The sequence below is a fragment of the Pseudomonas sp. C5pp genome, from assembly GCF_000814065.1.
GTDB classification, from domain to species: domain Bacteria; phylum Pseudomonadota; class Gammaproteobacteria; order Pseudomonadales; family Pseudomonadaceae; genus Aquipseudomonas; species Aquipseudomonas asiatica.
Map to the genome: position 1 here is coordinate 106,196 of NZ_JWLN01000014.1, position 13,443 is coordinate 119,638.

A 13,443-nucleotide genomic window follows, 5' to 3' on the forward strand; every position below is an offset into this window, starting at 1 on the left:
ATGCTGAACAAATACCCTCTGTGGAAATACGCACTGATCGTGCTGGTACTGGCGATCGGTTTTATTTATTCCGCTCCCAACCTCTACCCGGATGATCCGGCGGTACAGATCAGTGGTGCCAGCTCGGCGCTGCAGGTGAACCAGGCCGACCTCGACCGCGTCAGCAAGGCGCTGGGCGATGCCAAGATCGCCGTCAAGGGCGTGAGCCTGGGTGAGAAGGGCAGCGGGCTGATCCGCCTGACCAATCAGGAAGACCAGCTACCAGCCAAGGATGTAGTGCGCAAGGCACTGGGCGATGATTACGTCGTGGCCCTGAACCTGGCCCAGACTACCCCGCAATGGCTGCGCAACCTGGGCGCAAGCCCGATGAAGCTGGGCCTGGACCTGTCCGGTGGTGTGCACTTCCTGCTGGAAGTGGACATGGACAAGGCCATGAACGCCCGCATGAAAGTCTACGAAGGCGAGGTCAAGACCTTGCTGCGCAAAGAGCGCGTCCGCTACCGCAGCCTGCCTCAACAGGATGGCGGCATCATGCTGGGCTTCGCTGACGATGCTACCCGCGAACAGGCTCGTGTCCTGATCCGCAAGAATTTCAATGACTTCGACCTGACCACCACCGAGCGCAACGAGCTCGCCGTGCTGCGTCTGGCGCTGACCCAGGCGAAAGTCGCCGAGATCCGCGAATACTCGATCAAGCAGAACCTCACCACCGTCCGCAACCGGGTCAACGAGCTGGGTGTGGCCGAGCCGCTGGTACAGCGCCAGGGCGCCAACCGCATCGTGGTTGAGCTGCCAGGCGTGCAGGACACTGCCGAAGCCAAGCGTATCCTGGGTAAAACCGCCAACCTGGAGTTCCGCTTCGGTGCCGAGCCAGGCGCATCCAAGGCCACCACCGAGGTGTTCGAGTTCCGTGAAGGCGGCCGTTCCGCCGCGGTCGAGCGCGGCCTGATCATCACTGGTGACCAGGTAACCGACGCCCAGGCCAGCTTCGACGAACAAGGTCGCCCGCAGGTGAACATCCGCCTGGATGGCCACGGTGGCGAGCTGATGACCCGCGCTACCCGCAGCAACGTCGGCCGCAGCATGGCGGTGATCTTCATCGAGCAGAAGCCGGTCACCCGCTACGTCAAGCAGACCGTCGACGGCGTCGAGAAGGACGTTGCCGTACAGAGCTTCCAGGAAGAGAAGAAGATCATCAGCCTGGCGACCATCCAGTCGCCGCTGGGCAGCCAGTTCCGCATCACCGGCCTGAACGGCCAGGGCGAATCGTCCGAACTGGCCCTGCTGCTGCGTGCCGGTGGCCTGGCTGCGCCGATGTACTTTGCAGAAGAGCGTACCATCGGCCCAAGCCTGGGTGCCGACAACATCACCAAGGGTATCGATGCGTCGCTGTGGGGCATGCTGTTCGTCTCGCTGTTCATCATCGCCATCTACCGCGCCTTCGGTGTGATCGCCACCATCGCCCTGGCAGGCAACATGGTCCTGCTGCTGGCACTGATGTCGCTGTTGGGCGCCACCCTGACCCTGCCGGGTATTGCCGGTATCGTGTTGACCATGGGTATGGCGGTGGACGCCAACGTGCTGATCTTCTCGCGTATCCGCGAAGAGCTGAACGCCGGCATGTCGGTGCAACGCGCCATTCATGAAGGCTTCAACCGCGCCTACACCGCGATCATCGACGCCAACCTGACCAGCCTGCTGGTCGGCGGCATCCTGTTCGCCATGGGTACCGGCCCGGTCAAGGGCTTTGCGGTCACCATGTCCCTCGGGATTTTCACCTCGATGTTCACCGCCGTCATGGTGACCCGTGCAATGGTCAACCTGACCTGCGGCGGGCGTGACATCAAGAAGCTGTGGGTTTGAGGGAGCTGCGATGAAAACCATCAACTTCATGGGCGTGCGCAATGTCGCGTTCGCCGTTACCGTGCTCCTCACCGTGCTGGCTCTGTTCAGCTGGTGGCAGAAGGGCCTGAACTTCGGCCTGGACTTCACCGGCGGTACGCTGATCGAGCTGACCTACGAGCGCCCGGCCGACCTCAAGGCGGTGCGTGCCGAGCTGGTCAATTCCGGCTTCCACGAAGCAGTAGTGCAGAGCTTCGGTGCCACCACCGACCTGCTGGTGCGCATGCCGGGTGATGACCCGCAGCTGGGCAACAAGGTAGCTGAAGCCCTGCAGAAGGCTGGCGGCGACAATCCGGCCAAGGTCAAGCGTGTCGAGTTCGTTGGTCCGCAGGTGGGTGAAGAGCTGCGCGACCAGGGTGGCATGGGCATGCTTCTGGCCCTGGGCGGCATCCTCATCTACCTGGCCTTCCGCTTCCAATGGAAGTTCGCCGTGGGCGCGATCGTCTCGCTGATCCACGACGTGGTGGTGACCCTGGGTATCCTGTCGTTCTTCCAGATCACCTTCGACCTGACGGTGCTGGCAGCGGTGCTGGCGATCATCGGCTACTCGCTGAACGACACCATCGTCGTGTTCGACCGGGTGCGCGAGAACTTCCGCGTCATGCGCAAGGCCTCGCTGATCGAGAACATCAACGTTTCCACCACCCAGACCCTGCTGCGGACCATCGCCACCTCGGTTTCGACCTTGCTGGCCATTGCCGCGCTGCTGTTCTTCGGTGGCGACAACCTGTTCGGCTTCTCGCTGGCACTGTTCATCGGCGTCATGGCCGGTACCTATTCGTCGATCTATATCGCCAACGTGGTACTGATTTGGCTGAACCTGAGCAGTGAAGACCTGATCCCGCCAGCCAAGACCGATGGTGTGGACGACCGTCCATAAGGCGTGCTCCACGCCGTTTGGCGGCCAAAAAGGCGCGAGTGTTGAACTCGCGCCTTTTTTTTTACTCCAAGGCTGGGAGAAGGCGGGTCGGACCCGCGGGTGATGATCAGGAGGTTCATGTGAACAAATCAATGCTTGTGGGTGCGGTACTGGGTGCTGTCGGTGTGACTGCCGGAGGTGCTGTCGCGACCTACAGCTTGGTCAACAAGGGGCCTGAATATGCACAGGTCACCGACGTGCAACCGATCAAACAACAGGTAAAAACCCCCCGTGAGGTCTGCAAGGACGTCGCCGTGACGCGTCAGGCGCCGGTCAAGGACCAGCACCAGATCGCCGGTACCGTGGTGGGCGCCATTGCCGGTGGCCTGCTGGGTAACCAGATCGGTGGTGGTAGCGGCAAGAAGATCGCCACCGTTGCCGGTGCGGTCGGTGGTGGTTATGCCGGTAACAAGGTGCAGGAGGGCATGCAGGAGCGTGACACCTACACCACCACGCAAACCCGCTGCAATACGGTCAACGATATCAGTGAGAAGGTGGTGGGCTACAACGTGAAGTACACCATCGGCGACAAGGTCGGGCAGGTGAAGATGGATCACGAGCCCGGTTCGACCATTCCACTGGACAAGAATGGCAAGCTGATCCTGAGTGAAGCCGGCCAGTAAGGCCGCATGGCTTCGACAGGCATAAAAAAAGCACCCCGAGGGGTGCTTTTTTGTTTGCCGGCAATCCGCGCTTAGCGCTTCATGTTCTCTGGCAGGTGCGGCTGGATAGCGGTCAGCACGGCCTTGAAGCACTTGATGTTGCCCGCAACGATATGGCCCTTCTCGAGGAAGTCATGGCCGCCGTTGAAGTCGCTCACCAGGCCGCCCGCTTCCTGGATCAGCAGCACGCCGGCCGCCATGTCCCATTCGGACAGGCCCGACTCCCAGAAAGCGTCGAAACGGCCGGCGGCCACGTAGGCCAGGTCCAGGCTGGCGGAGCCGGCGCGGCGAATGCCGGCGGTCTGGCCAGTCAGGGCGCGGAACATTCCCAGGTAGTTGTCCAGGTCGGCCATCTGGCTGTCACGGAACGGGAAGCCGGTACCCAGCAGGGCGCCTTCCAGGCTGGTGCGCGAGCTGACACGCAGGCGGCGACCATTGAGCTGGGCGCCACGGCCGCGGCTGGCAGTGAATTCTTCCTGGCGAACCGGGTCGACGATCACGGCGTGCTCAAGGCGGCCACGGTATTTGCAGGCGATGCTGACCGCGAAGTGCGGGATACCACGCAGGAAGTTGGTGGTGCCGTCCAGCGGGTCGATGATCCACAGGTAATCCTTGCCTTCTTCGCCGCTACCCGCGTGCAGGCCGGTTTCCTCGCCCTGGATGGAGTGGTTCGGGTAGGCCTTGCGCAGGGCGTTGACGATGCTCTGCTCGGCGGCGCGATCGACTTCGGAGACGTAGTCCTTGGCCTCTTTCTCATCGACCTTGATGCTATCCAGGCGTTCGATGGAGCGGAAAATCAGTTCACTGGCGCTGCGAGCGGCGCGCAGGGCGATATTCAGCATAGGCTGCATGGGCGGGTCACCTGGAGATGTTAAAGAAGAAAGCCGATCATTCTAGCAGAAAACTTTGGCGGCAGAAGTGTCACATTTGCTTTCATGGCGTTACGTCTGTCGGTTCTGTAAGATCGAAGGCCCTGATTCCTGCATCTGTGAGCACAACACCTTGCTGCAAAATATTCGTGTTGTTCTGGTCAATACCAGCCACCCCGGCAACATCGGCGGCGCTGCACGTGCCATGAAAAACATGGGCTTGTCGCGTCTGGTGCTGGTGCAGCCGAAAGAGTTCCCCGCCGTGGATGCCAGTGCCCGAGCCTCGGGTGCCGACGATGTGCTGGACAACGCCCAGGTGGTCGACAGCCTCGAGCAGGCGTTGGTCGGCTGCAACCTGGTAATGGGCACCAGCGCCCGCGAGCGGAGCATCCCCTGGCCGCTGATCGGCCCACGCGAGTGCGGGGCCAAGGCGGTGGAGCATGCCAACGGTGGCGAGGAAATCGCCCTGGTTTTCGGGCGTGAACATGCCGGCCTGACCAACGAAGAACTGCAGCGATGTCACTTCCACGTGCACATTCCCTCCAACCCCGACTTCAGCTCGCTGAACCTGGCCGCCGCTGTCCAGGTGCTCTCCTACGAGGTGCGCATGGCCTGGCTTGCCGCCGGTGCAGCGCCGGGCAAAGTCGAGAAGGTTGACGCCAGCGAGCTGGCGACGATGGACGAAATGGAGCTGTTCTACGACCACCTGGAAAAGACCCTGGTCGGTATCGGCTTTCTCGACCCCGAAAAGCCCAAGCACCTGATGCCGCGCCTGCGCCGGCTGTATGGGCGGGTGGCGGTCGAACGTTCGGAAATGAGCATTTTGCGCGGCATCCTCACCGAGACCCAGAAAGTGGTCCGGGGCGAGCCGCATAAACGGAAGGACTGACAGATGTTCGAACGCCTGCGTGAAGATATTCAAAGCGTATTCCACCGTGACCCGGCTGCGCGCAACGCCTTTGAGGTGCTGACCTGCTACCCAGGCATGCACGCCATCTGGCTGCACCGCCTGGGCAATGCCCTGTGGAAGCGTGATTTCAAGTGGCTGGCCCGCCTGGTATCGAACTTCGGCCGCTGGCTGACCGGCATCGAGATCCACCCCGGCGCCACCATCGGACGGCGCTTCTTCATCGACCACGGCATGGGCATCGTCATCGGCGAAACCGCCGAGATCGGCGACGATGTCACCCTTTATCAGGGCGTGACCCTGGGCGGCACCAGCTGGAACAAAGGCAAGCGACACCCCACCCTGGAAAACGGTGTGGTGGTAGGGGCGGGGGCCAAGGTGCTGGGCCCGTTCACCGTCGGCGCCGGGGCCAAGATCGGTTCCAATGCGGTGGTGACCAAAGCCGTGCCGGCGGGAGCTACGGCGGTTGGTATCCCCGGGCGAATCATCGTCAAGAGCGAAGACAACGAGGTCGAGGCCAAGCGTAAGGCCATGGCTGAAAAGATCGGCTTCGATGCCTATGGCGTCAGTGGCGACATGCCCGACCCGGTGGCCCGTGCCATCGGTCAGATGCTCGACCACCTGCAGGCAGTCGACGAACGGCTGGAGGGCATGTGCGGCGCCCTGACCAAGATGGGCAGTGATTACTGCGCAAAGGAACTGCCAGCCCTGCCGGAAGATGACTTCAAGGAAGTTGCCCAGGTGGCTCAGCGCGACACTCAGTCACATTGATTGCGCCGCGCTGAAATCATGGTGACATACGGGGCGTGTGCTCACGCCCCCTGTCTGCTACAATCGCGCCCGCCTCCCCGATGCAAACCCGACTAAAGCACTAGGTCTAATAGTTGACTTAAATGCTCGGGAATCGCATACTCGCTCACATCCTGTAACTCCCGTGGTACCCAATAGCCATGCGACTGACTACCAAAGGCCGATACGCCGTGACCGCCATGCTCGACCTGGCGTTGCACGCGCAGCATGGGCCGGTGTCTTTGGCCGACATTTCCGAGCGCCAGGGCATTTCCCTCTCTTATCTGGAACAGCTGTTCGCCAAGCTGCGCCGCAGCAGCCTGGTCTCCAGCGTGCGTGGTCCAGGCGGTGGCTACCAGCTGTCGCGGGGCATGGAAACCATCCAGGTGGCCCAGGTCATCGATGCGGTCAACGAATCGGTCGATGCCACCCGTTGTCAGGGCCTCGGGGACTGCCATGCCGGTGATACCTGCCTGACCCACCACCTGTGGTGCGACCTCAGCCAGCAGATCCATGAATTCCTCAGCGGTATAAGCCTGGCCGACCTCGTCATGCGCCGTGAGGTGCAGGAAGTCGCCCAGCGCCAGGACCTGCGTCGTGTCGCAGGCCGAACCGCCCAGCTGGACAAGATTGAGACGTCCGCCGTCGATTGATCCCACCGGGACGACGAGCGACGCCACCGCCTGATAGGAGAGACAAATGAAGTTGCCGATCTACCTCGATTACTCCGCGACCACCCCGGTCGACCCACGCGTGGCCCAGAAGATGGCCGACTGCCTGCTGGTCGACGGGAACTTCGGTAACCCGGCTTCGCGCTCCCACGTCTTTGGCTGGAAAGCCGAGGAAGCGGTCGAGAACGGTCGCCGCCAGGTTGCCGAACTGATCAACGCCGATCCGCGCGAAATCGTCTGGACCAGTGGTGCCACCGAGTCCGACAACCTCGCACTCAAGGGCGTCGCGCACTTCTATCAGACCAAGGGCAAGCACATCATCACCTCCAAGATCGAGCACAAGGCGGTCCTGGATACCGCTCGCCAGCTGGAGCGTGAAGGTTTCGAAGTCACCTACCTCGAGCCAGGCGAAGACGGCATCGTCACCCCGGCCATGGTCGAGGCGGCGCTGCGCGACGACACCATCCTGGTTTCGCTGATGCACGTGAACAACGAAGTTGGCTCGATCAACGATATCGCCGCCATCGGTGAACTGACCCGCTCGCGCGGCGTGCTGTTCCACGTTGACGCCGCGCAATCGGCCGGCAAGGTCGAAATCGACCTGCAAAAGCTGAAGGTCGACCTGATGTCGTTCTCGGCGCACAAGGTCTACGGCCCGAAAGGCATCGGCGCGCTGTACGTCAGCCGCAAGCCTCGCGTACGCCTGGAAGCCATCATTCACGGCGGTGGCCATGAGCGCGGCATGCGTTCGGGCACCCTGCCGACCCACCAGATCGTCGGCATGGGCGAAGCCTTCGCCATCGCCAAACAGGAAATGGCCGCGGAAAACGTACGCATCAAGGCCCTGAGCGACCGCTTCTTCAAGCAGGTCTCGGACCTCGAAGAGCTGTACGTCAACGGCAGCAAGACTGCCCGCGTACCGCACAACCTGAACCTGAGCTTCAACTACGTCGAAGGCGAATCGCTGCTGATGTCGCTGAAGGATATCGCCGTATCGTCCGGTTCGGCCTGCACCTCCGCGTCGCTCGAGCCGTCCTACGTATTGCGCGCCCTGGGCCGCAATGACGAGCTGGCGCACAGCTCGATCCGCTTCTCCTTCGGCCGCTTCACCACCGAAGAAGAAGTCGACTACGCCGCGCAGAAAGTCTGCGAGGCCGTGAACAAACTGCGTGAGCTGTCGCCGCTGTGGGACATGTACAAAGACGGCGTTGACATCTCCAAGATCGAGTGGGCCGCCCACTAAGCAGTCGCCAGCAAGAGCGGCTCCCTGATGAGGAAGGAATTGCACCATGGCATACAGTGAAAAGGTCATCGACCACTACGAAAACCCGCGCAACGTCGGCAAGATGAACGCCGAAGACCCGGACGTCGGTACCGGCATGGTCGGCGCCCCGGCCTGCGGTGACGTGATGCGCCTGCAGATCAAGGTCAACGAGCAGGGCGTGATCGAAGACGCCAAGTTCAAGACCTACGGCTGCGGTTCGGCCATCGCTTCCAGCTCCCTCGCCACCGAGTGGATGAAGGGCAAGACCCTGGACGAAGCCGAAACCATCAAGAACACCCAGCTGGCCGAAGAACTGGCGTTGCCGCCGGTCAAGATCCACTGCTCGGTACTCGCCGAAGATGCCATCAAGGCAGCCGTACGCGATTACAAGCAGAAGAAAGGCTTGATCTAAGTCGCCTGTTGCGAGGTAAGGAGTCCTGATGGCTATCAGCATGACAGAAGCCGCCGCCAACCACGTGCGGCGTTCCCTGGAAGGGCGCGGCAAGGGCGAAGGCATTCGCCTGGGCGTGCGCACCACCGGTTGCTCGGGCCTGGCCTACGTGCTGGAGTTCGTCGACGAGCTGGCGGACGAGGACCAGGTGTTCGAGAACCATGGCGTCAAGGTGATCATCGATCCCAAGAGCCTGGTCTACCTCGATGGCACCGAACTGGACTTCGTCAAGGAAGGGTTGAACGAAGGCTTCAAGTTCAACAACCCCAACGTGCGCGGTGAGTGTGGCTGCGGCGAAAGCTTCAACGTTTGAGGCTGGCTGTGGGCACTCCTTGTCATTTCGCATTGTTTGACCTCCAGCCAAGCTTCCGCCTGGATCTCGACAAGCTGGCCACTCGCTATCGCGAGCTGGCCCGCGAAGTCCATCCCGACCGCTTTGCCGACGCCTCCGAGCGCGAGCAGCGCGTGGCGCTGGAAAAGTCCGCGGCCCTCAACGACGCCTACCAGACACTGCGCAGTGCGCCGCGTCGCGCCCGCTACCTGCTGGCCATCGGCGGCCACGAAGTGCCTCAGGAGGTCACGGTCCACGACCCTGACTTCCTGTTGCAGCAGATGCAGTGGCGTGAAGAGCTCGAAGAACTGCAGGACGAAGCCGACCTCGATGGCGTGGCCGTGTTCAAGAAGCGCCTGAAGGTCGCCCAGGACACGCTGAACGAGGACTTTGCCGCCTGCTGGGACGCCCCAGGCGAGCGCGACAAGGCCGAACGCCTGATGCGCCGCATGCAGTTCCTCGACAAGCTCGCCCAAGAAGTGCGCCAACTGGAAGAGCGCCTCGACGATTAACCCGGTGCTGCCCGTGATAGCACCTAAGGTATTCAGATAAGCATGGCCCTACTGCAGATTGCCGAACCCGGTCAAAGCCCTCAGCCGCATCAGCGCCGCCTGGCGGTGGGGATCGACCTGGGTACCACCAACTCCCTGGTCGCCGCACTGCGCAGCGGCCGTAGCGAGCCCCTGCCCGACGCGCAGGGCAATGTCATTCTGCCGTCCGCGGTGCGCTACCTCGAAGGGCGCAACGAAGTGGGGCAGGCTGCACGCGATGCCGCTTCCAGCGACCCGCTGAACACCGTGCTGTCGGTCAAGCGCCTGATGGGGCGCGGCCTGGCCGACGTCAAGCAACTGGGCGAGCAGCTGCCGTACCGCTTCGTTGGCGGTGAGTCGCACATGCCGTTCATCGACACCGTGCAGGGGCCGAAAAGCCCGGTGGAAGTGTCCGCCGATATCCTCAAGGTGCTGCGCGAGCGTGCCGAAGCCACCCTCGGTGGTGAGCTGGTGGGCGCGGTTATCACCGTGCCGGCCTATTTCGACGATGCCCAGCGCCAGGCCACCAAGGACGCTGCGCGCCTGGCCGGCCTGAACGTGCTGCGCCTGCTCAACGAGCCGACCGCCGCTGCCGTGGCATATGGCCTGGACCAGAACGCCGAAGGCGTGGTGGCCATCTATGACCTGGGCGGCGGTACCTTCGACATTTCCATCCTGCGCCTGACTGCCGGCGTATTCGAAGTGCTGGCCACCGGTGGCGATACCGCCTTGGGCGGTGACGACTTCGACCACGCCATTGCTGGCTGGATCATCGAGCAGGCCGGGCTGTCATCCGACCTGGACCCGGCCACCCAGCGCGCACTGTTGCAGACCGCCTGCGCCGCGAAGGAAGCCCTGACCGACGCCGACGTGGTCAGCGTCAGCCATGGCACCTGGCAGGGCGAGTTGAGCCGCGCCGGTTTCGAAGCCATGATCGAGCCCATGGTCGCCCGCAGCCTCAAGGCCTGCCGCCGCGCCGTGCGTGACAGCGGTATCGAGCTGGAAGAAGTCAGCGCCGTGGTCATGGTCGGTGGTTCGACCCGCGTACCGCGTGTGCGTGAAGCCGTCGGAGCACTGTTCGGGCGCACCCCGCTGACCTCGATCGATCCCGACCAGGTGGTGGCCATCGGTGCCGCCATCCAGGCCGATACCTTGGCCGGCAACCGGCGCGAAGGTGGCGAACTGCTGCTGTTGGATGTCATCCCGCTGTCGCTTGGCCTCGAGACCATGGGCGGGCTGATGGAGAAGGTGATCCCGCGCAACACCACCATCCCGGTGGCGCGTGCCCAGGAGTTCACCACCTATAAAGATGGCCAGTCGGCCATGATGATCCACGTGCTGCAGGGCGAACGTGAGCTGATCAGCGATTGCCGCTCGCTGGCGCGCTTCGAGTTGCGTGGCATCCCGGCCATGGTCGCCGGTGCGGCAAAGATCCGCGTCACCTTCCAGGTCGACGCTGACGGCCTACTCAGCGTCGCCGCCCGCGAGCTGGGCTCGGGCGTGGAAGCCAGCATTCAGGTCAAGCCGTCCTACGGCCTGACCGACGGCGAAATCGCCCGCATGCTCAAGGATTCCTTCGAACACGCAGGTTCCGACAAGCAGGCCCGCCAGCTGCGCGAGCACCAGGTGGACGGCGAGCGCCTGCTCGAAGCGGTACAGGGCGCCTTGGACGCCGACGGTGAGCGCTTGCTCAGCAGTGACGAGCGCGACGCCATCGAATTCCAGATGCAAGAACTACGTGATTTGCTGGCCGGCACCGATGGCGCAGCCATCGAGCAACAGACCAAGCGTCTGTCGCAGGTGACCGACGCATTTGCCGCCCGTCGCCTTGATTCGACGGTCAAAGCCGCATTGGCCGGGCGCAACCTGAATGAGATCGAGGAGTAACCGATGCCGCTGGTGACATTCCTGCCGCACGAGAAGTTCTGCCCCGAAGGGCTGACCGTGGAAGTCGAGCCCGGGACCAACATCCTGGAGCTGGCCCACGACCATCACATCGAGATGGAAAGCGCCTGCGGCGGCGTCAAGGCCTGCACCACTTGCCACTGCATCGTGCGCAAGGGCTTCGACTCGCTCGAAGAAGCCGACGAACTGGAAGAGGACATGCTGGACAAGGCCTGGGGCCTGGAGGCTCAATCGCGCCTCGGCTGCCAGGTGGTTGTCGCTGACCAGGACCTGGTCATCGAGATCCCCAAGTATTCGCTCAACCACGCCGCCGAAGCGCCGCACTGAGGTTTACCCCATGAGCCTGAAATGGATTGATGTACTTGAGATCGCCATCCAGCTTGCAGAAAGCAAGCCGGAAGTCGATCCTCGTTATGTGAATTTCGTCGATCTGCACCGCTGGGTGCTGGCCTTGCCAGAATTCAGCGACGATCCGTCACGCGGCGGTGAGAAAGTGCTCGAGGCCATCCAGGCGGCCTGGATCGAAGAAGCCGACTGAACGCGTCCTGCAGGTTAGGCAATCCCCTGGAACCCGCGTATAATTCGCGGGTTTAATTTTTCGCAACACTCATTTTTCTGGAGTTTTCCATGGCTGTTCAACGTACTTTCTCCATCATCAAGCCTGACGCCGTTGCCAAGAACGTCATCGGCGAGATCACCACTCGTTTCGAGAAAGCCGGCCTGCGCGTCGTCGCTTCGAAAATGAAGCAACTGTCCAAAGCCGAAGCCGAAGGCTTCTACGCCGAACACAAAGAGCGCGGCTTCTTCGGTGACCTGGTTGCCTTCATGACCTCCGGCCCGGTCATCGTTCAGGTTCTGGAAGGCGAAAACGCCGTTCTGGCCAACCGCGAGCTGATGGGCGCCACCAACCCGAAAGAAGCTGCTGCCGGCACCATCCGTGCTGACTTCGCCGTTTCCATCGACGAAAACGCTGTTCACGGTTCCGACTCGGAAGCTTCGGCTGCCCGCGAAATCGCTTACTTCTTCTCCGCTACCGAGCTGTGCGACCGCATTCGCTAAGCGAAGCAGGTCTTGGGTGATTCCATGAGTGACATGACTGGCAAGATCAACCTGTTGGGCCTGACCCTGCAGGAAATGGAAAAATTCTTCGAGTCGATCGGAGAGAAGCGTTTTCGTGCCGGTCAGGTCATGAAATGGATTCACCACTATGGCGTCGACGATTTCGCCGCCATGACCAATGTCGGCAAGGCCTTGCGCGAAAAGCTCGAGGCCGTTGCCGAGATTCGGGGCCCGGAAGTGGTCAGTGAAGACATTTCCGCCGACGGTACCCGCAAGTGGGTGGTCCGCGTTGCTTCCGGCAGCTGCGTCGAGACCGTCTACATCCCCACCGACGATCGCGGCACCCTGTGTGTGTCGTCGCAAGCCGGCTGTGCCCTGGACTGCAGCTTCTGCTCCACCGGCAAGCAAGGCTTCAACAGCAACCTCACCGCCGCCGAAGTGATCGGCCAGGTGTGGCTTGCCAACAAATCCTTCGGGACCGTTCCGGCCAAGATCGACCGCGCCATTACCAACGTGGTCATGATGGGCATGGGCGAACCCCTGCTGAATTTCGACAATGTCATCGCCGCCATGAAGATCATGATGGAAGATCTGGGCTATGGCATTTCCAAGCGTCGCGTCACCCTGTCCACCTCGGGCGTGGTGCCGATGATCGACGAGCTGGCCAAGCACATCGACGTGTCGCTGGCCCTGTCGCTGCACGCGCCGAACGACGAACTGCGCAACAAGCTGGTACCGATCAACAAGAAGTACCCGCTGAAGATGCTTCTGGAATCGTGCATGGGCTACATGTCCACCCTGGGTGGCAAGCGCGTGCTGACCATCGAGTACACCCTGCTCAAGGACGTCAACGACCAGCCTGAGCATGCTGCGCAAATGATCGAGCTGCTGCGCGATGTACCCTGCAAGATCAACCTGATCCCGTTCAACCCGTTCCCGCACTCGGGCTACGAGCGGCCGAGCAACAACGCCATTCGCCGCTTCCAGGATCTGTTGCACCATGGTGGCTTCAACGTCACCACCCGCACCACCCGTGGTGATGACATCGACGCTGCCTGTGGTCAGCTGGTCGGCCAGGTCAACGACCGCACCCGCCGCAGCGAGCGCTACATCGCTGTGCGCCAGCTGTCCGCGGACGCCGAGCTGCAAGACAGCCCCGCCAGCCACTGACCGGGACCTTGCCG

The 13,443-nt window shown here is 62.3% G+C and carries 16 protein-coding genes; 15 read left to right on the top strand and 1 reads right to left on the bottom strand.

Going from position 1 to position 13,443, the window contains the following annotated elements:
* The 3 genes from secD (at window position 1) to RR51_RS13905 (ending at window position 3,444) form a co-directional block, all read left to right on the top strand.
* Window positions 1-1,863: a protein translocase subunit SecD gene (gene secD, locus RR51_RS13895; RefSeq protein WP_015269010.1), complete on the top strand. Its 1,863-nt coding sequence runs from the start codon at window positions 1-3 to the stop codon at window positions 1,861-1,863.
* A 10-nt stretch (window positions 1,864-1,873) separates the two neighbouring features.
* Window positions 1,874-2,782 (top strand): protein translocase subunit SecF, encoded by a 909-nt coding sequence (secF, locus tag RR51_RS13900; RefSeq protein WP_013971011.1) that lies wholly within the window; start codon window positions 1,874-1,876, stop codon window positions 2,780-2,782.
* A gap of 119 nt (window positions 2,783-2,901) precedes the next feature.
* Complete coding sequence (locus tag RR51_RS13905) at window positions 2,902-3,444, top strand: glycine zipper 2TM domain-containing protein (RefSeq protein ID WP_013971012.1); 543 nt, start codon at window positions 2,902-2,904, stop codon at window positions 3,442-3,444.
* Between the two features lie 71 nt (window positions 3,445-3,515).
* Here the strand turns inward: RR51_RS13905 and suhB are convergent, their stop codons facing one another.
* Complete coding sequence (gene suhB, locus RR51_RS13910; RefSeq protein WP_003257850.1) at window positions 3,516-4,334, bottom strand: type III secretion system regulator SuhB; 819 nt, start codon at window positions 4,332-4,334, stop codon at window positions 3,516-3,518.
* Between the two features lie 151 nt (window positions 4,335-4,485).
* Between suhB and trmJ the strand changes: the two genes are divergently transcribed.
* The 12 genes from trmJ (at window position 4,486) to rlmN (ending at window position 13,429) form a co-directional block, all read left to right on the top strand.
* Entirely contained in the window at window positions 4,486-5,241 is a 756-nt protein-coding gene (trmJ, locus tag RR51_RS13915; RefSeq protein ID WP_031325634.1) for a tRNA (cytosine(32)/uridine(32)-2'-O)-methyltransferase TrmJ, read from the top strand.
* Between the two features lie 3 nt (window positions 5,242-5,244).
* Window positions 5,245-6,030 (top strand): serine O-acetyltransferase, encoded by a 786-nt coding sequence (cysE, locus tag RR51_RS13920; protein ID WP_013971015.1) that lies wholly within the window; start codon window positions 5,245-5,247, stop codon window positions 6,028-6,030.
* A gap of 179 nt (window positions 6,031-6,209) precedes the next feature.
* Window positions 6,210-6,701: a Fe-S cluster assembly transcriptional regulator IscR gene (gene iscR / locus RR51_RS13925; protein ID WP_008092572.1), complete on the top strand. Its 492-nt coding sequence runs from the start codon at window positions 6,210-6,212 to the stop codon at window positions 6,699-6,701.
* Between the two features lie 46 nt (window positions 6,702-6,747).
* Window positions 6,748-7,962, top strand: coding sequence for an IscS subfamily cysteine desulfurase (locus RR51_RS13930; RefSeq protein ID WP_013971017.1), 1,215 nt, complete (start codon window positions 6,748-6,750; stop codon window positions 7,960-7,962).
* A 46-nt stretch (window positions 7,963-8,008) separates the two neighbouring features.
* On the top strand, window positions 8,009-8,395 hold the full coding sequence (iscU, locus tag RR51_RS13935) for a Fe-S cluster assembly scaffold IscU (RefSeq protein ID WP_003248539.1): 387 nt from the start codon (window positions 8,009-8,011) through the stop codon (window positions 8,393-8,395).
* Window positions 8,396-8,423: 28 nt separating this feature from the next.
* The gene (iscA, locus tag RR51_RS13940; protein WP_003257854.1) at window positions 8,424-8,747 is read left to right on the top strand and encodes an iron-sulfur cluster assembly protein IscA; all 324 of its coding nucleotides are present in this window, start codon (window positions 8,424-8,426) and stop codon (window positions 8,745-8,747) included.
* An 8-nt stretch (window positions 8,748-8,755) separates the two neighbouring features.
* On the top strand, window positions 8,756-9,277 hold the full coding sequence (gene hscB / locus RR51_RS13945; RefSeq protein ID WP_015269012.1) for a co-chaperone HscB: 522 nt from the start codon (window positions 8,756-8,758) through the stop codon (window positions 9,275-9,277).
* 42 nt (window positions 9,278-9,319) lie between these two features.
* The gene (gene hscA / locus RR51_RS13950; protein ID WP_015269013.1) at window positions 9,320-11,182 is read left to right on the top strand and encodes a Fe-S protein assembly chaperone HscA; all 1,863 of its coding nucleotides are present in this window, start codon (window positions 9,320-9,322) and stop codon (window positions 11,180-11,182) included.
* Between the two features lie 3 nt (window positions 11,183-11,185).
* A complete protein-coding gene (fdx, locus tag RR51_RS13955; protein WP_025337773.1) occupies window positions 11,186-11,527 on the top strand; it encodes an ISC system 2Fe-2S type ferredoxin in 342 nt (113 codons plus the stop codon).
* Between the two features lie 10 nt (window positions 11,528-11,537).
* Window positions 11,538-11,738 carry a Fe-S cluster assembly protein IscX gene (gene iscX, locus RR51_RS13960; RefSeq protein WP_003257859.1) on the top strand — a complete coding sequence of 67 codons (201 nt, stop codon included), beginning with the start codon at window positions 11,538-11,540 and terminating at the stop codon, window positions 11,736-11,738.
* Between the two features lie 89 nt (window positions 11,739-11,827).
* Window positions 11,828-12,259: a nucleoside-diphosphate kinase gene (ndk, locus tag RR51_RS13965; protein WP_013971021.1), complete on the top strand. Its 432-nt coding sequence runs from the start codon at window positions 11,828-11,830 to the stop codon at window positions 12,257-12,259.
* Between the two features lie 24 nt (window positions 12,260-12,283).
* Window positions 12,284-13,429, top strand: coding sequence for a 23S rRNA (adenine(2503)-C(2))-methyltransferase RlmN (gene rlmN, locus RR51_RS13970; protein WP_013971022.1), 1,146 nt, complete (start codon window positions 12,284-12,286; stop codon window positions 13,427-13,429).
* Window positions 13,430-13,443 lie beyond the last annotated feature (14 nt).